The organism is Paenibacillus rubinfantis, assembly GCF_001486505.1.
Classification (GTDB): domain Bacteria; phylum Bacillota; class Bacilli; order Paenibacillales; family Paenibacillaceae; genus Fontibacillus; species Fontibacillus rubinfantis.
On record NZ_LN909066.1, the window covers coordinates 766,175 to 788,359 of the forward strand.

The following is a 22,185-nucleotide window of genomic DNA, read 5'->3' on the forward strand; positions in this document are numbered from 1 at the left end:
AGGATTCTATGTCCTCATATGATGCATTACATGCATTTTACGCAGATGATCTTTACTTGCATCCAAGACTCTAGCTTAGCTTGGAAGGAGATCCGCATTCATGCCCTCCAAAAAAATTACGGTACAAATCATGAGTCCGGGCATTCTGGAAGACGACATTGTCGTGCTCGGAGACATGCTGATCAAACAGTGGAAAATCCCTACGCATCTTCCGCTTCTGCTCACTTTCGGATCCTTTCGGCAGCGCGTCAAAGTGATTCCCTTATCCAGATCCGACGGAGTTCGCATAAGTTCGGGTCTTGCACGGAAAATGGGAATCCAGCCGCGGTCGCCGCTGCGTCTCATCTACCGGCCGCATTCCTCGACCCTTCAATTGGGTCCGCTGCTAGGCATCCTGCTCAGCCAGGATTTCCCCGGCAATCCGGAAAGGCCGTTTGGCCAAATGACCTTGTTCTGCAAGGAGCTCGTGAACGCCTGCTCGCGCCAAGGAGTTTTTGTCTACTTCTTCACGCCCAGACATATCGGCTCAAGCGCTAGCCAGGTCACAGGCTGGGTCTATGGCAATGGGTGGAAGCAAACCCAGCTGCCTGCCGCAGACGTCTTCTACAACCGGCTGAATTCGCGGAAATTGGAGAACAAACCTAGCGTACAGCATTTTATGAAAGAAGTAAAATCCCGCTACGGGAGCCATTTTTTCAACGAAAAATATCTCGATAAAACCGAAGTGTTCGACGCGCTTGGGCGAGACGTCACCGTCCAGCGTTACCTGCCGGAATCCCATTTATTCCGGAATTACGCCATGCTGAAAGCGATGTGCGCCAAATATCCGGTCGTCTTCCTGAAACCGATCAAAGGAAGCCTGGGGAAAGGCATCATCCGTATCTCACGGCTTGAAGGCGGAGCTTTCCAGACGTTAACCGCCCAGGTCGGCGGCACGCGGCGCCAGGCGTATCCGAATCTCGCCAAGCTGTTTACGGCGCTCTCCGGCAAAATGAAGGCGACCCGCTATCAGATCCAGCAGGGGCTTCATTTGATTGAAGTGGATCATCGGCCAGTGGACTTCCGTGCGCTGGTGCAGAAGAACATCTACGGCAAATGGAACACCACCTCCATCGTCGCGCGGATTGCCGGGAACCAACATTTCGTTTCCAATCTGGCCCGAGGCGGTACCCTGAGCACGGTGAAGGATGCGCTCGCCCGCAGCTCGCTGCCGTCGGGAATCAAGAGCAAGCTCGCTCTGAAGCTGAAGAAGGCGGCCCTCGATATCGCCCAAAGCGTTGATGCGCAAATTCCGGCTCACTTCGGGGAGTTCGGCATTGATCTGGCGGTGGAAACAAGCGGTCGAGTGTGGCTGCTCGAGGTCAACTCCAAACCGTCCAAAAATGACAACACCCCGATGGGCGAAGGTAAGATTCGTCCGTCGGTCAAGCAAGTGATCGAATATACCCGTTATTTGTCCGGCTTTTAGGGGCAGCACATCAAGGGCCTCTTGAAAGGAGGAAATCCACCATGATCAAAACACCTCAAGGGACCGTAGGGATCCTGGTCGCCGAAAGCGAAGGGCCGCTTCCTTTCGCGGAAGTCGCGTTCTGCCGCAGACTATGCCATATCGGTGAAAGACAGGGCCTCTCCGTGTATGTCTTTTGTCTCGGCTGGATCGCAGCGGGGAACTCCGCCGGCATTCCGGCCTATACCTTGGAACACGGAACCTGGACCCGCAAATGGTGCCCCCGGCCGGACATTGTTTACGACCGTTGCCTGACCCATGACCGCAAACAGCAGCTGCGCAAGCATCGTCTGCTCGAACGGCTGGCTGCCGAGCATCCCTTCGTTTATCTGGCCCGGGGGCTCGCGGGTAAATGGGTGGTGCACCAAGCCCTGCTCGAATGCCCGGAGGTCGCCGGGCACCTCCCGGAAACGGCGCTGTACCAAGGGCAAGCTCAGCTGGACCAATGGCTGCAAGCCCATGACGGCGAGGTCTTCATGAAGCCGCGGAACGGGACCCACGGGAAACGGACGCTGCACATCAAATGGCGCCCGTCCCGCGAGGAGTTCAAGGTGATGGGCCGGAGCGGACGGAACACGATCTTCCGGCGGCGCTTTCCCACGAAGCAAACCGGGCTCAATTGGGTCGACAGGTTCACCGGAAGACGGCCCTTCCTGATTCAGCCGTATTTGCAGCTGAACAGCGCAGGCGGCGAGCCGTTTGACGTCCGCGTTCTCATGCAGAAGGACGCCAAGGGCGAATGGAGCTTGACGGGGATGGCGGTCCGCGCGGGGCGCAAGGATTCGCTGACCTCCAATCTGCACGGAGGGGGTACCGCCCACCGGGCGCTGCCTTTTCTCATCCGGGAACTCGGGGAGGCCGAAGGTCAAGCCGCTGAAGCCGCGATCCGCAAACTGTCACTCTTGATTCCGGCCTATCTGGAAACCCGATTCGGCAGGCTGGCGGAACTGGGCCTGGATTTCGGCGTGGACCGCCAAGGTCGCGTATGGGTGCTGGAAGTCAACTCCAAACCGGGTCGCTCCTCGTTCTTTCGGATCGGCGATCCGGAAACCGCCAGAAGGTCGCTGGAAAATCCGATAGGCTATGCCCGCTATTTACTGCTGAGCAAACCCTGATCACTTTTAGGAGGATAAAATCCATGAGTTTGACTTTTTGCAACGTCCATTTCACGCAAGCCCCCGAGCGGGTGGTTTACGTGTCAGGGGCTCTTATGAAGAATCTGAAGCTGTCCGGAAAAAAGTCGGTTCATCTGAGACTCGGCGGAGAACGGGTTCCCGCCACCATCAAACGGATCAATAAAGCGGGAAAACACCTGTACCTTGCCAGCGGCGTGCGCAGAGGGATTAAAATCCCGAAACCCGGCGGAGTCTACCTCCGAAGCCAGCAGGAAGGCGAGGTGCAAATCGGCCCGCTCATCGGCGTGTTGTCCGACGGCCCCACGTCCTCGCAGACGAATCCCTTTGGCTCACGCACTGGGTTCATCAAGCAGCTGCTTAGGCAGGGGAGCCGGATCTCTTATATTTTTGCGTTCACCCCGCGGGACATCCACTGGGAGGACGATACGGTGAACGGCTACTTTCTGAACGAAGCCGGCCGGTTCGTGCGAAAGCGGGTGCCGCTGCCCGATGTCGTATACAACCGCCTTCCCAGCCGCCGGGCCGAAACCACCAGCTCCATCAATCAGCTTCGGGAACGGTTCGTGCGCCGGAAGATCCCTTTTTTCAACTGGAGCTTCTTTAACAAATCCGATATTTACCGCTTGCTGGAGAAAGACACCACCGTTGGCCGGTTCGTCCCTGAATCGATCATGAGCCCGACGCCCGAGCAGATCAAGGAGATGCTGGATCGGCATTCCCTGGTCTACTACAAACCAAACAGCGGCAGCCTGGGCAACGGGATATACCGGCTGTCTTATATCCCGCGAAGCGGCTACTATGCCAGGTATCGGAAAAATGGACGGAATGCCCTGCTGCGCTTCTCTTCCTTCTCCAGCTTGATGCGTATCCTGCAGGCCAGACACGGCAAGATGCTCCGAGGTTACGTGGCCCAGCAGGGAATCCGTCTGATCGAAATCGACAGCTGCCCGATCGACTTCCGCTTCCACATGCATAAGAACGGGAAAAACCAATGGGTTGTCGTCGGCATCGGGGCGAAGAAAGCTGGCAAAGGCAGCGTCACGACGCACTTGAAGAACGGCGGCTCCCTGCTTACGCCGGAGCAGGCGCTTAGCCGAGCGTTTGGCGCACGCGCCGACGAGGTGCTGCGGAACGCCAAGGCCGTTGCGATCACGCTGGCGGAAGCGATCGAATCCCATCAGCAGCATCTGATCGGCGAGATTGGGTTTGATATCGGGATCGACCGGGAGGAGAAGATCTGGATGTTCGAAGCGAACGCCAAGCCGGGCCGTTCGATCTTTAAGCATCCGTCGCTCCGCGCGGAAGGGAAGGCGTCGGTGGACCACATCTTGGATCATTGCCTGTACTTGAGCAAATTCCGGAGGAGGGATGGCTCATGAGCACTCCGCTCTTGAGCGAGAAGAAGCCGGTCGTCGCCGTACTCACGGTGGATGACAACGACCGGCTGTTCCGCGGAAACCGCAGCAACTTCAGGGATCTCGTCAAAACCGGGCTGGAGCTGGATTTTCCCGTATATGTCGTAACCGCCAAGGATTTGAAACTGAGCGCCAAGCGCGTTCAGGGCTACCTGTTCCATCCGGAGGATAAAACGTGGAAAAAGCAATGGTTTCCCTTGCCCGACGTCATCTACAACCGCATTCCGCTGCGGGAGGATGAGAAAAAGCCGGAGGTGCGGCGCAAAATCGACGAGTTGATCGGACATGAGTCGATTCATCTCTTTAACCCGTTCTTCTTCAACAAACGGCGCTTGTTCGAATGGTTGAAGAAAGGCCGGGCCACCAAAACGCTCGTGCCGGACACCAAAAAAATGCTGGGGCCCAAAACGCTGGCCGTGATGCTGGAGAAGTACGGCAGCCTGTACCTCAAACCGGAAAGCGGCAAAGCCGGCAAAGGCATCATGCTGCTGCGGTTAGATGTCAACGATATCAAGCCCTACCGTCTCACCATCCAAGGCAAGAAACGTCGAAACGTCGTTTACAAGACCGCCAAGCTGCCTTTGTTATGGAAAAGAATCAAGCGAGAAGCCGGCAAGACGCCGTACATCATGCAGGAGAGCATTGAGCTGACGTCCTATCGAGGCCGCCATTTCGATATGCGCGTGCTCGTGCAAAAGAACGGCAAAGGCCTCTGGATGGTGACCGGGATCGGTGCCCGTTTGGCCGGGCCGAAGCGGATCACGACCCATGTTCCCCAAGGCGGCAGCATCGAGGATCCGGAGAAAATGCTGCTTCCGGCGTTTGGAACCGATATGACGGCGCTTCTCCTCAGCCGGATCAAATCAAGCGCGCTTCTGATCGCCAAACAAATTGAGAAGGAATCCGGCTTCCTGCTTGGGGAAATGTCCATGGACCTTGGGGTAGACACCGATGGCCGCCTGTGGTTTTTTGAAGCGAACGCCAAGCCCATGAAATTCGACGAGCCGCATATCCGCAAGAAATCGTTAGAGCGGATTTTTCAATACAGCCAGTATTTGTCCCGTCAGCCGAAATCCAAAGCGTAAAGCCAAATTCGACGTCAAAAGGAGGGCGGTCGTCATGGAGATTCGAGCGGTAACCTTGGAAGCCGGGGGCCCCTGGGAGCTGCAGCACGGTGAAATTCTGGCCTTTGTGCATAAATACGGAGCCGGCCGCGTCTCGCCCCCCGTCCTCCGGGCTCTGCTTCGGTTGACGCCAAGCGATTTAAACCGGCCCGGCTGCTCCCTGCTTGTCGCCCGAATCCGGGCGGAGGACGGGGAACGATTGGCCGGCGTTTCTTGCGCCGTGGATTATGGCCGCACGCTTTGCGTCGTTGTCGTGCATCCGCTGTACCGCGGCCGCGGCATCGGTGCCCAACTGCTCCAGACTCAGCTGATTCGGCTGAAGCAGCTAAGCTGCCGGGTTGCGCTAACTCAGGTCCAGAGCCTGCGCATGTGCTTCCGCGCCGGGATGTTCGCCTCGGGCCTAACCCGGGACCCCAGCGGGAAGACGCTGCTCCTGCTGGAGACCCGGTCCGATTCCCCAGAGCCTGCACCACCAGTCGCCCATAACATCAAGGAAGGTGATATCGTTGTCACAACCCGTCCTGGGCATCCTGACCTTGTACCTCAATGAGAAAAAACAGCTGGAGGAACGGCATATCTACCAGCGTATGATCACCGAGGGACAAAAAATCGGCCTGGACATTTTTGTGTTCACCCCGATGGACGTTTTCGACCAGAAGAAGCAAATCTTCGCGCTTGAGTATGACCCAAAAGCCAAGAAATGGTACCGTAAATGGCGCAAATTCCCAGACCTGATCTTTGACCGCTGCCGGATACAGCGCAGCAAACGCTTCGAGCAGCTGCTGCGGTTCCGGGCGCGTTACGGTCATCTCACTTTTCTCAACCGGCCGCTGCGCAATAAATGGACGATATATCAGATCTTGTCCCGAAAAAGCCGATTCCGGTCCAACCTGCCGGAGACGGTCATATTTCAGAACAGCAGCGATGTCATGAATCTGCTCAAAAAGCATTCCACCGTGTACGTCAAGCCCATTAACGGCACGGGGGGCCGCGGTATCCTACGGGTGGAGCACTTAAATGGCGATCTGTTCCTGATCCAGGGGCGGCGACAGAACCGAAGCATAATCGCGCCTCAGAAAATTCACAAAGCCCGGTTAGGCCCCTTCCTGCTGGGCTGGAAGGGAAGCGGCCGCTTCATCGCCCAGCAGGGGATCCAGATTAAGCTGCCGAGCGGCCGCGTTCACGACTACCGGATGCTGGTGCAGAAGAACGGCCAAGGCAAGTGGGAAATGACCGGATGCGCCGGCCGCGTGGGTCCTCCCCGCAGCGTCACATCCAATCTACACGGCGGCGGTCATGCGGTGGCCATGAATACGCTGCTGAAGCAGTGGATCTCGGGCGAGGAGCGGCGACAAGAGGTACGCCGGGCGGCCGAGAAGCTCAGTTTGGAGGTCGCGGCCTATCTGGAGGAGACGATCGGCGCCCTCTGCGAGCTGGCGCTGGATTTGGCGATCAACCGCCATGGCCAGATCTACCTGCTTGAGGTCAATCCCAAGCCGGCCCGCGAGGTGTTTAACCAATCGGGCGATTCACAAGCCTACCGCGCAGCGATCGTTAAACCGCTGGAATATGCGTTATGGCTGCATAAGCAAAAAGCCGCTTCCCCCTCCGATTAGGAGGGAAGCGGCCTTTTTGCGTCTTGAATTCGAACAGACTGAAATGACGCTATCGCTATCAGCCCATTTCCCTAATGTCTGTGAACCCTACGGAAAGGAGTTCTAAAGGGCGGTTTACGCTTCCACCGACTGTTCATAAAGGGTGATTAATTCATCGAAGGAGCGGACCAACACGTCGGACCCGGACAACTCACCGCCGTCGCCGAATCCGGCATAAGCGCAGCCGATCACCGGCAGCCCGTTTTTCTTGCCTGCCTCGACGTCCGAGGAACGGTCGCCAACCATCCACGCGCGAGTTACGCCGTGTTGGTCCAGCAGCAGCTTAACCAAATCCACTTTCGTCGCCGTTTGATGCTCCCCTGCACTATAGATGCCTTCGAATAGCGGGAAGATCCGATGCGCCTCGGCGACACCTTTGACGTAATGCTCCAGCCCGTTGCTGGCAACGAACAGCCGCACACCTCGCCGGTGCAGCTCCTGCAGCGTTTCCGGCACCTGCGGATACAGCTCGGTGGCGAGGCGTTGCAGCCCTCCCAGCTCGTATTCCAACAGCAGCTCATCCGCCCGGCGATGTACGGTCTCGCCATGGTTCGGGATGACCCGGCGCCAGATATCCGGCAGCAGCATGCCCAAGCAGCTTAAGATCAACTCCTCCGGCGGCGTCTCCCCAGCGTAAAGTCCCTCTGCCCGCAGTTGGTCAAACACCTTATGAAACACCGGGATCAGCAGGGTTTCCGTTTTGAACAACGTCCCGTCCATGTCAAAGATCATCGCTTCCGGCTTGGGAAGTTCGACTGTCCTTCTCTCCATCTCCACATTCCTTCCGTATGTATAATATAGCCTCATGATATGTCAATTCAGCATCCTTTGTAAACCGAAGTTGTTATCCAGCATTCGCCCGGTTTCCCCGGCGCACCTTGATCTCGGCACCAATCAGCAACAGGATCGGTATTATAACCTGGAACGGAAACGCATAAAAGAAATAGACTTCCGAAGCAAAATGCAGCATCTCCATAATGTTGTCATACAGCGAATAGGCCAAATACGTAACCAGGAGTCCAGTTTGGATGACCACGGTTCGATAACTGTGCAAGCCAAACAGCTTGGCGATCCCATAACTTGCGGCCAGCAGGCAGGCGCTGATTTTCGTGAACACGCAAATGACGAAAACGATGGCGACCGTGCCTTCGATCCGCTGAATAAAATCCCCGACATTAACTCGGCCTACGGCCGCATAAGAAGGGAAATAAACATTGCTCATCGTATAGTTCCCCAAGATAAACAGGTTACGGAATGTGATGAACAGCACGAGACCACTTCCGATAAGCAGACCATACAATAAAATGCGTACATATGATTTTCCATCCTTGACACCGCCAAAAATGGCGGTTAACAAAAACGTCTCGGCGAACGGAAACGAGAAAGCGGAAAAAGCTCCTTTCCAAATTGGCCCCCAGCCATAATCCAGAACCGGCAGAATATTCTCGAAGTCCATTCTTTCTAACGTTAAAGACAACACGACGATAATCGTGATCATACATACGTTAAACATCAGCCGGGCGCTTCGTCCCAAGGTTTCAATGCCATGCAGGACAACGAAGATGCAAAGGGCGGCGACGAACAGCATCGGCACAAGCATCGGTGTCTCCGGCATCGCTTCGGATTCCATAAATTCGCCATAATTCCGGAGTACGAGTGCGGCCAAATGGATGGCATACCAAACATAGAGCAGAATGCATACTCTCCCCGCCAGTTTTCCGAACACCTGCAGGCAAATATCGTACAAATTTTGTCCGGGATAAAGGGCCAGCAATCTCGCGGATATCAACACGATCGGAACGGACATGCCGGTAGCCATCAAAATCGCGAGCCAAGCATCGGTATGGGCTTGGCCCCCGGCTCCCATAATCATCGTGCTGCCCATGATGAACAAGATCATAATCGTTCGGGCTTCGCCAGCGGTGATCCTTTCCTTGCTCATTGCGCATACACCTCCCGTATTACATCCCGAATAACCATCCCACTAACTGTTCAATCGGACGTGTCGGGCTCGGCAGCTTCTCGCCGTGCACCACCCACAAAGCCGCCGCAAACGACAATAACCCGAGGGCGCAGCTGAATAGGAAATCTTTTTTTCGTCCGTCTTTATAGGTCTGGACTTGATCCAACAAAGCGATGAAGGCATAAGCGATGATGGTGATCAGGATCATTCATCCTCTTCCTCCATTTTCAGCGGTTTTTTGGTTGACGCCGTCCCTCTGATGACCACATCGGATTCTACGGTTACCTTGAGTTTGGAAAAGCGCTCATCCCAATCCGCCACCAGTGTCTTCCATAATTTCGGCATCTTCTTATGGATTCGGTCACCGAATCCGAAGATATCCTGATGATACTGGGTCTGTGCGATATGGATCACATTTTCCATTTTTTTGACCAACATGTCTTCCGCGAGCTTCTCTATTTCTTCCCGTCCTTTAGGTGCTATATAATCCACTCCGTTAAATTGAGCTTCGTCTAACACGGTCACGGTTTGTGTCTTCACCCGGATTTCGATCTGTCCGTCCACCAGCACCGGCTTCACTTTGGTTTTGTTTTTAAAGATCTCCAAGGAAATGCCCGGCGGATGGTTATAATCTCCCAGGGTTAGGATCCCTCCTTTAATTTCGTCCCGAAGAAACAACGCGTATTTGGTATCATCAGCATGGATTGTCCCCAACATCCGATCCCGATCAAAAACGGCCATCCCCTGAACTGAAGCCGTCGTGTGCTTATCATGCTCCGTCAGGTAAATCATCGGAAGAACGCTGCTAATCCCCGGCGTATTCACCGTATCCGCGAAATCAAAGATTTCCATGACCGGGGCGTTGGACAGGCTTTTTTCGTTCTTCAGCATCTCATCGATCTTAAAGGAAAGCGGCGCATTCAAACCGCCGTCATTACGAAGCACAGCCTCCGCGGTTTTTTCTCCGGACACCAGGATATGGATATCGGCACGCGTTTCTGTATCCCTAACGTACCAATCGATAATTCTCGCCGATCCTTCCCGAGCGATATCCTGACTCAAAATAATCGATTTGGCATGGGCCCAATACAGCCTTCTGCCCGACTGTGTAATCATTTTGCGCACAACGTCAAACATCGTCTTCCCGGTCAACGTAATTCGATTGGAGCCCACATTCAGGACATCTTCACCCCCCGATCCGTCCACAACCTCTACCGTAAGCTGAATCTCCCCGTCCTTATCGCCTTTATCGATGGCTATCCCGGCGACCGTGGTCACCTTTTCAACTTCCCGGTAATTCCAGCAGCCCGTGAGCGACAAAACCATCAAGCTGCACAGAATCACGGCTAACCTCTTCACCTGTAAACTAATCAACATCCTCCTCACCTCGTTACCTTACGAATCCGCCGTTCGGCCTGAGTTCTGTGAGTCCTAAGTTTCGTCCCCCACCAAGGGCTTCGAAACAAGGTATCCTTAATGTCCGTCTCCTTGATGGAGCCCACCGTAAGCATATAAGGTACGCCAAAGCTCCGCAGGCCCATCAAATGTATGACTAACCCAATGATGCCGAATAAATATCCATATAAACCCATAAACGAGGACAAGCTCAGCAAAAGAAACCGCGTTGAAATCGAGGCCGCTTTCATCTTGACGTTAAGCAGCGTGGTAATGCCGGTAATCCCAACAACGATGACCATAGGAGCGCTCACCACGCGCGCATCAACCGCCGCTTGGCCCAAGACCAAGGCTCCCACGATGCTGACCGCCTGCCCAATGGAGGTTGGAATTCGGGTTCCCGCCTCCCGGAGGATTTCGAAGACGAGGAGCATGACGAAGCATTCCGCCACCGTCGGCAGCGGCACGGAGTTTCTGGCTGCGGCGATGCTAAGCAACAGCGCGGTAGGCATCATCTCCTGATTGTAGGTCACCAAAGCCACATAAATCGCCGGGACGCTGACGGCCAGAAATTCGCCAAGAAATCGCATTAACCGATTAAATGAACCAAAGAAGTAATTGCTGTAGTAATCTTCACTCACTTGAAAATATTCAATGAATAAAAAAGGGACCGTCAGGACAAATGGACTTCCATCCACCAGCACTGCAATACGTCCCTCTAAAATCTTGCCGGCCACGGCATCAGGCCGTTCCGTATTTCCTACCGTTTCGAACGGCGTTAACGTTTGATCGCGAATCATTTCCTGCAGTTGCCCGGAATCGATTAACGCATTGATCTTTAGACGCTTCAGACGTTTCGTGAGCTCCTGTAAAATCTTCGGGGAAACCGAGCTTTCCACATAACAAAGACATACCGCCGTATGAGTCGTTTCCCCCAATTCCATAAATTCAATTTTGAGATCCGGGCTTTTCACCCTTCGCCGGATCAGCGATAAATTGGTGATGAGCGATTCGGTGAAGCCTTCGCGCGGACCGATCACCGACTTTTCCGTTCCCGGTTCCATCACGGCACGGGATTGCCAGCCCTGCGTCCCGATCAGCAGGGCCTGTTCCTTCCCTTCCAACAGCAACAATGTGCTGCCGTTCAGGAGCTCGTTAAGGATTTCATTCAGATCGCCTGACAACTTGAGTTCGCTGACCTCGATGATTCCCTCCATTAAGAGCTCCATAAAAGGGATATCTCGGGTTTCTTCAGATGTCCGAAAGTGCAGGATCGGCCTGAGGATGTGATTGCTTAACGTCTCGGTGCTCACCATGCCCTCAATGTGTATAAGGCAGCCGGAAAAAGATTTAACTAAAGGATGCTGAAACTTGCGGAACTTAATGGTGGAATCCCCGGGAAATATCCGCATGAACAATTCGATATTGTCATTGATCGAAGGGTACAAGCTTTCCTGGTTCAGCAATACATTCGCCCCTTTCGTTAAAGGATGTGGATATGTTATTCCCAAATTGGGTAAATTTTATCAAAGCATCCTCACCTGAATATTGGGCAAAAAAAAGCAGCGGAGGCGTTAACCCTTCTCCGCTGCTTTCGTTTTGATCTTCAATTGTTGGTCACTGCGTGATCAACCAAAAAGCTTCCCATGCGCCTCCGACCTTATCACGGTTTGCCACCAGCCCTGCACCGTTGTCTAAATCAACCGTCACGTACTTGTTGTTGGCTAATGCGAACAAGGCGATTGTCCCGTCGGCCAGCTGTTCCTTCCTGAACTTCTCCCATTGTTGAATGCTCTCGCTGCGGGCCACCAGCTTGCCGCCGATGTTCACGTCCGCGGTGACGTACTTTCCATTGATTTTGGATTTCAATGAAATCGTCTGATCACTGTTGTTGATGACCTCGAACAATTCCCATTCCTGAGCCGTATCGCGGTTCGCCACTAACGGATCGTCGCCGGCATTCTCCGCGCTGACGATTTTCTTATTCGCTTCAGAGAGCAAGTAAACCAAACCGGTAGGCGTTGGAGGCGGCGTTGACCCGGTCGTATATTTCTTTACCAAATTTTGCAGTGTGGTATTTGGTTTAAAGTTCTCCGTATTGAATTTGCTCCATTTGGCGGCGATCGTCGCAGGGCTGTCACCAGTGATGTTGGGTACCGGATTCGGGTTGTTGTTGAAATACCCCCAGTTCCCATAATTCGAGCTGACCTTGTACGTCCAGTTCGTCCAGGAGATGTTGGAGGCGTTCATTCCGGCCAAAAACTTCTCCCAAAGATCGGTGAAATCGAACAGGCAAAATTCCCCGACGTACACCGGCACGTTCCACTGGGCTTGGTGATCACGCAGCCCTTGCAAAGCGCTGTTCACCAGGTTGTTTTGAACATTCCAGTTGGAAGCCTCGCTGCCGGACATCGCGTAATAGTGCATTTCGTACACAACGTTCGTCCAGCCAAACGTATCCGGGTCATAGAGCTGACCCCAACTCCAGGCCGCTTCGATGAAGATCGTATGATCGGGGTCGATCGCGCGAATCGCTTTATACAACCGGTCGTAAAAAGCGTTCAGTTGCTCCTTGCTTACCCGATCCGGTTCGTTTAACAGATCATAACCTGCCACGGTTGGATTGCCTTTATAATGGGCGGCGATCCCTTCCCACAGCCGGACGGTACGATCCTGATACTGTTGGTTCTTCCACAGCTGCGGGTCCGAGTTAGCTTCGCCTGAATTATCGAAGGTATTCTGAGCCCCAAACGTACCGTGCAGATCCAACAGGACGTAAATGCCCCGATTCCCTGCCTCCTGGACGAGCCAATCCAGCTTGCTCCACGGATCTGCCTTCCAGTTGCCATACTTGTCCATCAGCTCCAGGTACAGAATAGGTACGCGGACCATATTCATCCCCATATTTTTGATATTGTCCAAGTCCCGCGTCGTCAGCCAGGCATCTTGATACGTTTTGATCAAGCTTTCCGCAGTTTCCGCGCCATGCAGGTTCGTTAACGTTTCGCGTAGCGTCCATTCGTCCTTCACGCCAAGCGGCGACATCCAGCCCTCCTGCAGCAGCCACCCGCCAAGATTCGTCCCCCGCAGGTTGACGATATTCCCCGTTCCGTAGTTGTCCCGCAGCACCGTCCCGTTGGCTTTCAGGAAACCGCTCGGCTCAATCCTAGACACCTCCATGCCGGAATCCCCCTCGGCAGCGCGGGCAGACGGCGCAAACATAGAGCCGCTTAAGGATGAAGCGGACAGAATAAAACAGAGTAGAAACGTGCGGAGCATTTTCTGGATGTCGCGGACCGCGTTCGCTTTTTTCCAGTTCATCATAAATCCTCCTCTAAACCAATAATGGGTTTTATTTCCACTCCAAACATAACTATTAATGTAAGCGCTGTCAATAGGTAGAAAGTTTCATCCAATTCTCAGATGATTTCTTCTAGTACATGGGCAATCCGAGCCGTATCAGCCTCTTGAATCCATGCTTGCGGAATCAACGCATAACGGCATTCGCTGCTCTGTAAATACCGGTAGATGATCCGAGCCTCATCGATTTCATCCCGGGTAGGTTTGCCCGCCAGGGAATACACGCCCTTGCTAAAACAGGCCAATGCCTCCTCGGCCATTTCCATAGACAGGGATGTTGGAGAATTTCCTGACAATTCAACCTTTTGGCCATGCAGGATCGTATATCGCTGCAGCATAAACCACTTGGCCTCCCGCTCACTCAACCGTTCCAGGACCACGATGTTCCCATTCTGCTCGGCAAACCCGGCGATCTCCTCCTGCTTGGCCAACAGATCCATGGCGTTCAAGACGTCCCTGATTTTGGTTGCCGCTTCGAAGTCATATCGCTCGGCCGCCCCCCGCATCCGTCCCTCCAACTCAACACGCAAGCTGGCATCCGAGCCGTCCAGCAACGCGGTAAATCGGTTGATCGTATGATTGTTTCGTTCGATCGCTTCTCCGCCTAAGCAGGCCCCCAGACATAAGCCCAGCGAATGATTCAAGCAGGGCACCCCAATCGAGGTGGTGCGGGGACGGCTGCAAGCGATACTTAGCGCTTCGCGAATGCCCCGGACCGCCTCCTCCACGGAATACCGGCTCGCCGTATAAGGCCCGTAAACTTGCCGAATCTCCGGGGCCTCCGGCACGTCGACGACTTCCAAGTCCCAGATTCCCTCGTTGTCCCGGATCGCTACATAGGGATATCCGTGCGGACTCTTCATCTTTTTGTTATACATCGGCTTCAGTTCGCGAATCAGCTGGCATTCCAGCATTAGGGCTTCGAATTCGGTATCGGTGATGCGGAGTTCCAAGTCCTGGACATTGTGCACCAATCTCTCCACTTTCTTGGAACGGTTGTGTGAGGCGTAAAAATAAGAGCGAACTCGCTGCTGAAGGTTTTTGGACTTGCCGACATAAATGACGTCTCCCGCCGCATCCTTCATCAAATAAACCCCCGGCACAGCCGGGAGGTTTCGCAATTGATGTTGAATCCGTTCGTTTCTCATGAAGTAAACTCGATCCTTTTTACGATCCCTCCGGCAAAATCCTTCACGATAAAAGCCCCCGCCTCCAGGATACCGTACGAATTTGGGAAGTTTTCCTTCGGTAACGCAATGGACCCCGGGTTCAGTACATATACGCCGTCCTTGATATCGGCCACCGGCACATGCGTATGCCCCTGAACAAACACGTCGCCAGGCGTCAGCGGCGGAAGCTGCTCCATCCTGTATCCATGCCCATGCGTGACATAAATGCGTCGTCCTTCCAGGTAGAGCATCGCGTAATCCGCCATCATCGGAAATTCCAACAGCATTTGATCCACTTCGGCATCGCAGTTCCCGCGTACGGCGATCAAGTTGTGCTTATGTCTATTCAATATCGCCGCTACCCGTTTTGGATCGTACCCGTCAGGCAGCGGATTCCGAGGCCCGTGGTACAGGAAATCCCCCAGCAGGATGATTTGATCGGGTCGCTCCTCTGCCGCTTGAGCCATCGCCCGGTCCAGCCAAGCGCTTGACCCGTGGATATCCGAAATCAACATCAGTTTCATAGATACCAACTCCTGAATTTTATTTTATCTGCTGAGTGAGGTTCTGTTTGAGGTGCTGATTTTTCCCGAGCCCTATGCGAATGTCATTCAGATGGTTGGCATCGGAATTACCTTGCTAGTAACCCTCATCTTAACCTCTCTTCTCGTAAAAGATCGTTCCTCCCGATAGCAAGAAAGACGCCCAATCGCTTGAACGTCCTTAGGCCACTTGCTATTCCACGAGCGAGTACTGCTCATCCGTCACTTTAAACGTATCCTTAAGTCCTGTAGTGGCGTAAATCTTGTTGTCTTTCGTGATGAACAGGGCTTGGGTTTCCTCATTGTAATTTTCAACAAATTCCATCCCTTTTTCCAGACCCATCACGTAAACGACGGTAGATAAGGCATCGGCATCTGTCGCATTATCCGTCAAGATGGTTACGCTTTTCAATTCGTTTTGCGCCGGGGCTCCGGTTCTGGGGTCAAGAATGTGATGATACATCACTCCATCCTCAATAAAATACCGTTCATAAATACCTGAGGTATTGATCACCTGGTCGTTTAAACGGATATTCCCCATAATCGTACCACGCGAGCTATCGGGATCCTGAAGCCCAACCGTCCAGCTGTCGCCGTTAGGCTTGCTTCCGACCACAATGATACTGCTTCCTCCGAGGTCGACCAAGGCGCTCTTCACGCCCTCGCCTCGCAGGTAAGCGGCAATCTTGTCCGCCGCATATCCTTTCCCGATGCCGCCGAGATCCAGAATCATCCCCGGACGTTTCAAAAAGACCGTCTGCTTGGCTTCGTCCATAACTACATCCTTGTACCCCACCAAGCTAAGCTCCCGCTGCAAATCCTCCGGTGCCGGAACATGCGCCCCTTCATGTCCGATATCCCAAAGATCCACCAACCCGCCGACGGTCGGATCAAACAGCCCGTCCGTCTCTTGGGCGTAGTTGAGCGAGCGTTTCAGCACCTCCATCGTATCCTCCGACACTTCAACCGCCTGTTTGCCGGCTTCCTGATTCACTTTGTAGAGCTGGCTTGTCTCCAAGGTTCGGCTTAGCTCCTGATCCAAGGTTTTTAGCATCGTATCGATATGGTCCAAATGCTCTTCAGCCTTCGGGTCCTCATACAATTTGATGTTAACCACCGTATCAAAAATATAATATTGTCTCGAGGCCGGATCCGCGGCCGTTGTTTTCTCCTTGTTTCCTGCATTCCCCCCGCAGCCGGAGAGGAGGGTCATCAGCATTGCCGTCAAGCCCATGATCACGACCCATTTACGACATTTCCGTGTTCGTTGCATCGTTTCACCTCATTTGAATTTCCACGCGTCTAGTGGTTAACACATCGTATTGTATAATTTCCACAACCGATTAGTCCAGTAAGAACATCATTGATCGTTCAGTAGAAATGGGGTACGCCAAGATGAAGCGAGCTTAAACGAAAAAGAAGCGAGATAAATCTCGCTCCCCAAAGGGTCGATCCAAGCCGCGGTTGATTCGAAATCCATTATCTTAATAAGTCATCATCTCGGGTGATGTTTTCGTATTCTTGACTTGTTTCCTAATTTGTGGAAATAACTGTGATCCCAATCACTCAACCGCTGCCGATCCGGCGATATGCTTCATGCAGAATCGGAGGTGCAAGGCCTCATACCCACCTACGTGAATTTTCCCACATACTCCAGCGCCTCCCTTAATCTAATCATTTTAGGAGGTTTCCCCATGAACCAAAGTCATGCCACGACAACCGATTTGCATCAAGCGCCGTCCATGTTCTGTTACCAATGCCAAGAGGCAGCCGGTGGAACGGGCTGCACAATCGCCGGCGTCTGCGGAAAGCCGGAGGAAGTGGCCAATCTGCAAGATCTGCTCATCTACGTAATCAAAGGCGCGTCATTCCTTGCGTTGGACAGCGATCTGCCGGAACCCCTCGATCGGCAGCTGACCGTTTTTACCATGAACTCCTTGTTTGCAACGATAACGAATGCCAATTTTGATCGCGACTATTTCGTGAGCCATATCCGCGAAGCTCTTGCCTTGCGTGATATTGTTAGAAACTACTGGAGCGAGAAGCACTCCGGCGATGAGGCTGCCTTACCCGATGCTGCGCTATGGGAACCTAAAGATGAAAGCCAGTTCGCAGATAAAGCTAAACAGGTCGGTGTCCTCTCCACCGCCAACGAAGATATTCGTTCCTTACGCGAGCTATTAACCTATGGACTCAAAGGAATGGCGGCTTACACTTACCATGCCTTCCAGTTGGGTTATACCGAAAGTAAGATTCATCATTTTATACGCCGGGCGCTGGCTGCAACCTTGGACGATACCTTAACGGCTGTTGATCTTGTCGCTTTGGTGCTGGAGACAGGCAAATATGGGGTAGAAGCGATGTCCTTGCTGGATCGAGCCAATACGAGCACCTATGGTCATCCGGAAGTAACCGAGGTCAATATCGGTGTACGAAACCGCCCCGGCATTTTGATCAGCGGCCATGATTTGAAGGATTTAGAAGAGTTGCTGATCCAAACTGAAGGCACCGGCGTCGACGTGTATACCCACAGCGAAATGCTCCCTGCCCACTACTATCCGGCCTTCAAAAAATACAGCCACTTCGTCGGCAACTACGGCAATGCCTGGTGGTTGCAAACAAAGGAGTTCGAAGCTTTTAACGGTCCGATTCTCATGACCACCAACTGTATCGTACCGCCAAAGGATAGTTACCTGGATCGTCTCTACACGACGGGGAATACGGGTTATCCCGGGGTAAGGCATATTCCGGACGGCAAAAGCGGAAAGCCGAAGGACTTCTCGGAGCTCATCGCACATGCCCTAAGCTGCCCGCCGCCAACCGAACTCGAAAGCGGGCAGATCGTAGGCGGCTTTGCCCATCATACGGTAACCCGGTTGGCCGATCAGATCGTCCAGGCGGTGGAGACCGGAGCGATCAAACGATTTTTCGTGATGGCCGGGTGCGACGGGCGGATGAAGTCGCGCGACTACTACACGGAGTTCGCCAAGGAATTACCACGCGATACTGTGATTTTGACCGCCGGCTGCGCCAAGTATAAATATAATAAGCTGGAGCTTGGCGATATCGGCGGGATTCCCCGCGTCCTGGATGCCGGGCAATGCAACGATTCCTATTCCCTGGCTGTGATCGCGCTGAAATTAAAGGACTTGTTTGGTCTTGATGATATTAATGAGCTGCCGATCTCGTACAACATTGCTTGGTATGAGCAAAAAGCGGTTATCGTCCTGCTGGCCCTGCTCTATCTCGGCGTGAAGAACATTCATCTTGGCCCTACCTTACCGGCCTTCCTGTCCCCCAACGTAGCCAAGGTCCTCATCGACAAGTTTGGGATCGGCGGCATCACGAACGTGGAGGAAGATATGGCCATGTTTCTCGGAGCGTTGGCATAACGGGTAAAAATAGAAAGGCCCTCCTCATCACGAGATGTAAATGATGAGGGGGCCTTTTTCGTGTTGACTACTCGTTGTAATACACCTGGATCTCAGTCATTGTCGGCGTCCAGTATTCGCTGTCCTTTTGCTTCGTAATCAATAACCTCAGCTTGCTGCTGGTCACGTCGCCGAAGTTATCCAACGTTAAATCATGCCCCATTCCATCCGCCTTAGAGATGAACGTGACCCACTCCTGCGTCTCCGGGTTCAGCTTCTGCATCTCGAATTCCTGAATCCGCAGGTTCGTGCCGCCGTCCGTATATTCGTCTAAATAGATTTCATTAAAGGTTGTAGGTTCGCCAAAATCGATCGTAATGACGATCGGATACCCGTCCGTCATCTCATCCGGGTCCGCACTCGCCCAGCGAGTGGCGGTGTTTCCATCCACCAGCTTATCCGCTTCAAGCCCCGGATTCGGATGGGTGTAGTTCGCTTCGATCGGCTTATGCAACGCCAGATTTATGCCATCCGACTTGCCTTCCTCTTCGATCGGATTCGAATCGATCGGATGCTTCACCTTCTTGCCGATCGGCGACTCGTGAAGGCCGATGTCGATCCCGTCTCCATAGTACAAATGCGTGCCGAAGTAATCCTCCTCTCCAACGTTACGGTTGTATCGACCCGCGTCGATCAGCGGGGAATTTTTCTTAAGCTTGAAGTTCGCCGCCGAGTTCACAATCCGGTCTACTCCGTTGTTCTTCTTATAGTCCTTCGGATCCTTCACAAACATCGGATTTGCAAACACCGCATTAGGATCATGCGGCTGCTGCTCGGAGTGGATCCCTCCTGTTTCGTAGAACGCATTATTGGAGAATACGGCTTTGCTTAAAGCCCCTTCTTTCCGATACCATTGGGTTGGCGTCGTTTCGGACATATTGTAGAAGACATTGTTCAGGAAATACACGGTATCCTTAAACACCTCGTCATGGAACCAGTCCATTTGTTCAGCATCATAGATGAAGACGTTGTTGAGAAAATACGTGGGGGAGTAATTGGTGGACAGCATATTTTTGACGATAACGCCATTGTCATTGACGCTTAGATTATAGCGTGCTACCGAATTGGAGCTATTGCCCATGTAGGCCATCCAGCCTGCGGCGTTGTCGTGGGAGTAGTTGTATTGATAAGTCACGTTAAAGTTGGTGTATTCCAAATCCCAGGGAGTGCCGTCGAATTCCCCGTAAGGACCGCCGTACACTTCATTAAATTGCATGACAGCGTCCGCCCCGGCCCATAAGTACAATCCGCAGGAGACAGCATCATACCTTTGCAGGTAGCCGTTCACCTCGTTGAATTCCACCGTCATATTCTTGGTATTCGCCAACTGGATCGCACCTTGACCGATGTTCTCGGCATAGTTGTGCCCAATGTAGACGTCGCGGCTATAGAGGTCGCGGGTTCGTACCCACAGCTGTTCCCAGCCCTCATGATATTTGCCGGTTTCGTCGTATTCGCCGGAGCTGGCGTCACGGTCGTAAAACCAGTTGAAAGCGAATTGAATCGCATGAAGCTCGGTTTTGTAGAAATGGTTGTTCTCGATGCGGACGTCCTGGAAGTAGTAGGCCCCTTCATCGTAATCCTTATAGCTCTTTTCGCCAAAAACCTGGAAGACGATGCCGCCGTAATGAATTTTCTGCCAGTCGGTTGGGCCGTCGATATCATGGATGTAGAGATTGCTGATGCGGAAGTAGTTCATGATTTGATCATCGCCGGCTTGGAGCAAATCAGCATTGATGGTAATGGACACCCCGTCCCGTACAACGGAATGTTCCTTTGCAGACACGTCGATATCGGTGGCAAAATCATCATCATTGGACAACTCCAAGTTATGGATTTCCCAATACTGCTGATTCTGCAGCACAACGGCTCCCGTAAGGCCCACCTTGGTTTTGTCCTTTTTGAAATCCCCATTTTCATAGCGGACAGGATTCTGTACATTGCCGTTAGTAGCGATATAAGGTTTTCCGTCCTTGGGATTGCCGTACATGTCGATCACGATAGGTTTGCCCTTCACCCCCGATCCCTTGGGCCAAAGCTGCTGGTCATACCAGGTTTCACCGGCCTTCAGCAAAATGCGGTCACCGGGCTTAAACACAGTTTCGTTGGCTTTTTGCAGTGTTTTCCATGGTCTCTTCTTGGAAGTCCCGTTGTTGGCATCGTTCCCTAACGTGGCATCGATGTAGTAGTCGGTTCCTTTGTAGGGATTCTGCCGGTTCCCCGCCGCTTGCGCCTCGGTGACCACCTGGGCGGCTGAGTTGGGACTAGTCCCAGAAGCGCTGGCCACCGGGGGCAGCAAAGAGATCACCATGGCAACCAACGTTAGAGCTACCCAAGCAACCCGACTTTTCTTCACGTACATAAACTCCCTCCCATACCTTCAAAATGGATTTGGCTTTCAGGTTAGCTGCAGATCAGGTCCCCGGGATCGTGACCTCGGCCAGTTTTGCCCGGTTCACTTGGAGCGGAAGTTCACTTTGATATTGCTCGACATATGCTTCAAACCGTTCCTCTAGCATTTGCTGCCTGATCTGATAGTCATAGGTTTGCAATGCTTTCTGCTTGTCGACCTTGACTTCCTCCAAACGGTAAACGGCGAACCCTTCGCGAGTCTCAACCGGGGAGGTCAGCTCGCCGGGGTGCAAGCCTCTCAACTGGGAAACCACCTGATAACTAGGCGAATTCAAATTCGCACTGCTCTCTTCCGCCAGCAACTCCGTTTGTAGGATGGCTCCGGTAAACCGGCCCGCCATCTCCTCCAATGTGGCATTTTTCGCAGCAAGCTTCGTTATGACGCCAGCAGCCTCTTTCTTCCCTTCTTGGGAAACGGGCACGGTCAACTTCGCAACCTTATATTGCGTCGCCATCGCAGCCCACTCCGAGGCATGTGCTTCATAATAGCTCTCGACATCCCCCCTTTCCAGGTAAAGCAGGTCTTCTGGATGTTGACTCAGTTTCTGTTTCAAGCCTGATTCCAGAGAAACCAGCATATGCGCATAATAAGACTCCAAGGTAAACCGGACGAGACCGTAGACAACTTCTCCGCGTTGAACGGCGGCTTGCCGTTCGCGGTTTTCCGCTTCCATCGAGGCAGTCAGCCCGGAGAAATCCACGGTGTCCAACAAACCGTGCGTCCGAGCTAAAATCATGACCACCTTGTCCCGAACGGCTTGCTCCAACGCCCGCTCCTGCAGCACGCCCAGCGGGGGGAGGTCCCCAACCGGCTTGGTCCAATCGCCTTTCCCCAGCGTCACCTGGGATTTCACGCGGAACTCGTTCTCGACGGATGGCTTCAGCCGCTCCATATGAAACGCAACCTCCTGGTCCGTAATCGCGTATCCGCCGAGCTCGGCCACTTGCTCGTCGGAGGTTCTCGCCAGCATATAACCGCTAAGCAGTACACCGGCCAAGAGAAGGAAACCGATCAACAGCCACCCCCTTACCCATCCCTTGCGCTTCTTGCTTGTCCCTGTCCTTGTCGCTGTCCT

General features: G+C 53.3%; 18 protein-coding genes. 7 read left to right on the forward strand and 11 right to left on the reverse strand.

Annotated features, from left to right (window positions below):
- Positions 1-100 precede the first annotated feature (100 nt).
- Genes BN3277_RS21080 through BN3277_RS21105 form a run of 6 tightly spaced genes read left to right on the forward strand, consistent with a single transcriptional unit; the run spans position 101 to position 6,798 of the window.
- A complete protein-coding gene (locus BN3277_RS21080) occupies positions 101-1,468 on the forward strand; it encodes a YheC/YheD family endospore coat-associated protein (protein WP_059046110.1) in 1,368 nt (455 codons plus the stop codon).
- A gap of 41 nt (positions 1,469-1,509) precedes the next feature.
- Complete coding sequence (locus BN3277_RS21085; protein ID WP_059046112.1) at positions 1,510-2,622, forward strand: YheC/YheD family endospore coat-associated protein; 1,113 nt, start codon at positions 1,510-1,512, stop codon at positions 2,620-2,622.
- 23 nt (positions 2,623-2,645) lie between these two features.
- Positions 2,646-4,022, forward strand: a complete 1,377-nt coding sequence (locus BN3277_RS21090; protein ID WP_059046114.1) for a YheC/YheD family endospore coat-associated protein — start codon at positions 2,646-2,648, stop codon at positions 4,020-4,022.
- Positions 4,019-5,143, forward strand: a complete 1,125-nt coding sequence (locus BN3277_RS21095; RefSeq protein ID WP_059046116.1) for a YheC/YheD family endospore coat-associated protein — start codon at positions 4,019-4,021, stop codon at positions 5,141-5,143. Before BN3277_RS21090 ends, BN3277_RS21095 begins: the two co-directional genes overlap by 4 nt.
- A gap of 34 nt (positions 5,144-5,177) precedes the next feature.
- The gene (locus BN3277_RS21100; RefSeq protein ID WP_059046119.1) at positions 5,178-5,732 is read left to right on the forward strand and encodes a GNAT family N-acetyltransferase; all 555 of its coding nucleotides are present in this window, start codon (positions 5,178-5,180) and stop codon (positions 5,730-5,732) included.
- Complete coding sequence (locus BN3277_RS21105) at positions 5,689-6,798, forward strand: YheC/YheD family endospore coat-associated protein (RefSeq protein ID WP_059046121.1); 1,110 nt, start codon at positions 5,689-5,691, stop codon at positions 6,796-6,798. The genes BN3277_RS21100 and BN3277_RS21105 overlap by 44 nt, the downstream gene beginning before the upstream one ends.
- 114 nt (positions 6,799-6,912) lie before the next feature.
- Here the strand turns inward: BN3277_RS21105 and BN3277_RS21110 are convergent, their stop codons facing one another.
- From BN3277_RS21110 to BN3277_RS21150, 9 genes are all read right to left on the reverse strand, one after another.
- Positions 6,913-7,608: an HAD family hydrolase gene (locus BN3277_RS21110; protein WP_059046122.1), complete on the reverse strand. Its 696-nt coding sequence runs from the start codon at positions 7,606-7,608 to the stop codon at positions 6,913-6,915.
- Positions 7,609-7,681: 73 nt separating this feature from the next.
- Positions 7,682-8,779: a GerAB/ArcD/ProY family transporter gene (locus BN3277_RS21115; RefSeq protein ID WP_059046124.1), complete on the reverse strand. Its 1,098-nt coding sequence runs from the start codon at positions 8,777-8,779 to the stop codon at positions 7,682-7,684.
- 19 nt (positions 8,780-8,798) lie between these two features.
- Entirely contained in the window at positions 8,799-9,008 is a 210-nt protein-coding gene (locus BN3277_RS21120) for a hypothetical protein (protein WP_059046127.1), read from the reverse strand.
- The gene (locus tag BN3277_RS21125) at positions 9,005-10,177 is read right to left on the reverse strand and encodes a Ger(x)C family spore germination protein (protein WP_059046129.1); all 1,173 of its coding nucleotides are present in this window, start codon (positions 10,175-10,177) and stop codon (positions 9,005-9,007) included. Before BN3277_RS21125 ends, BN3277_RS21120 begins: the two co-directional genes overlap by 4 nt.
- Positions 10,178-10,182: 5 nt before the next feature.
- Positions 10,183-11,607, reverse strand: coding sequence for a spore germination protein (locus BN3277_RS21130; RefSeq protein WP_232436519.1), 1,425 nt, complete (start codon positions 11,605-11,607; stop codon positions 10,183-10,185).
- A 205-nt stretch (positions 11,608-11,812) separates the two neighbouring features.
- Positions 11,813-13,516, reverse strand: a complete 1,704-nt coding sequence (locus BN3277_RS21135; RefSeq protein WP_232436483.1) for a cellulase family glycosylhydrolase — start codon at positions 13,514-13,516, stop codon at positions 11,813-11,815.
- Positions 13,517-13,614: 98 nt separating this feature from the next.
- Positions 13,615-14,703, reverse strand: coding sequence for a GIY-YIG nuclease family protein (locus BN3277_RS21140; RefSeq protein ID WP_082691546.1), 1,089 nt, complete (start codon positions 14,701-14,703; stop codon positions 13,615-13,617).
- On the reverse strand, positions 14,700-15,248 hold the full coding sequence (gene yfcE, locus BN3277_RS21145) for a phosphodiesterase (RefSeq protein WP_059046134.1): 549 nt from the start codon (positions 15,246-15,248) through the stop codon (positions 14,700-14,702). Before yfcE ends, BN3277_RS21140 begins: the two co-directional genes overlap by 4 nt.
- Positions 15,249-15,459: 211 nt before the next feature.
- Complete coding sequence (locus BN3277_RS21150) at positions 15,460-16,539, reverse strand: FAD:protein FMN transferase (RefSeq protein WP_059046136.1); 1,080 nt, start codon at positions 16,537-16,539, stop codon at positions 15,460-15,462.
- A 421-nt stretch (positions 16,540-16,960) separates the two neighbouring features.
- Between BN3277_RS21150 and hcp the strand changes: the two genes are divergently transcribed.
- Positions 16,961-18,658 (forward strand): hydroxylamine reductase, encoded by a 1,698-nt coding sequence (gene hcp / locus BN3277_RS21155; RefSeq protein ID WP_232436484.1) that lies wholly within the window; start codon positions 16,961-16,963, stop codon positions 18,656-18,658.
- A 67-nt stretch (positions 18,659-18,725) separates the two neighbouring features.
- Here hcp and BN3277_RS21160 read toward each other — a convergent pair whose 3' ends face one another.
- Both BN3277_RS21160 and BN3277_RS21165 read right to left on the reverse strand, forming a co-directional pair.
- On the reverse strand, positions 18,726-21,053 hold the full coding sequence (locus BN3277_RS21160; protein ID WP_157688749.1) for a discoidin domain-containing protein: 2,328 nt from the start codon (positions 21,051-21,053) through the stop codon (positions 18,726-18,728).
- A 58-nt stretch (positions 21,054-21,111) separates the two neighbouring features.
- Positions 21,112-22,125, reverse strand: coding sequence for a peptidylprolyl isomerase (locus BN3277_RS21165; RefSeq protein WP_059046141.1), 1,014 nt, complete (start codon positions 22,123-22,125; stop codon positions 21,112-21,114).
- Between the last annotated feature and the right edge of the window lie 60 nt (positions 22,126-22,185).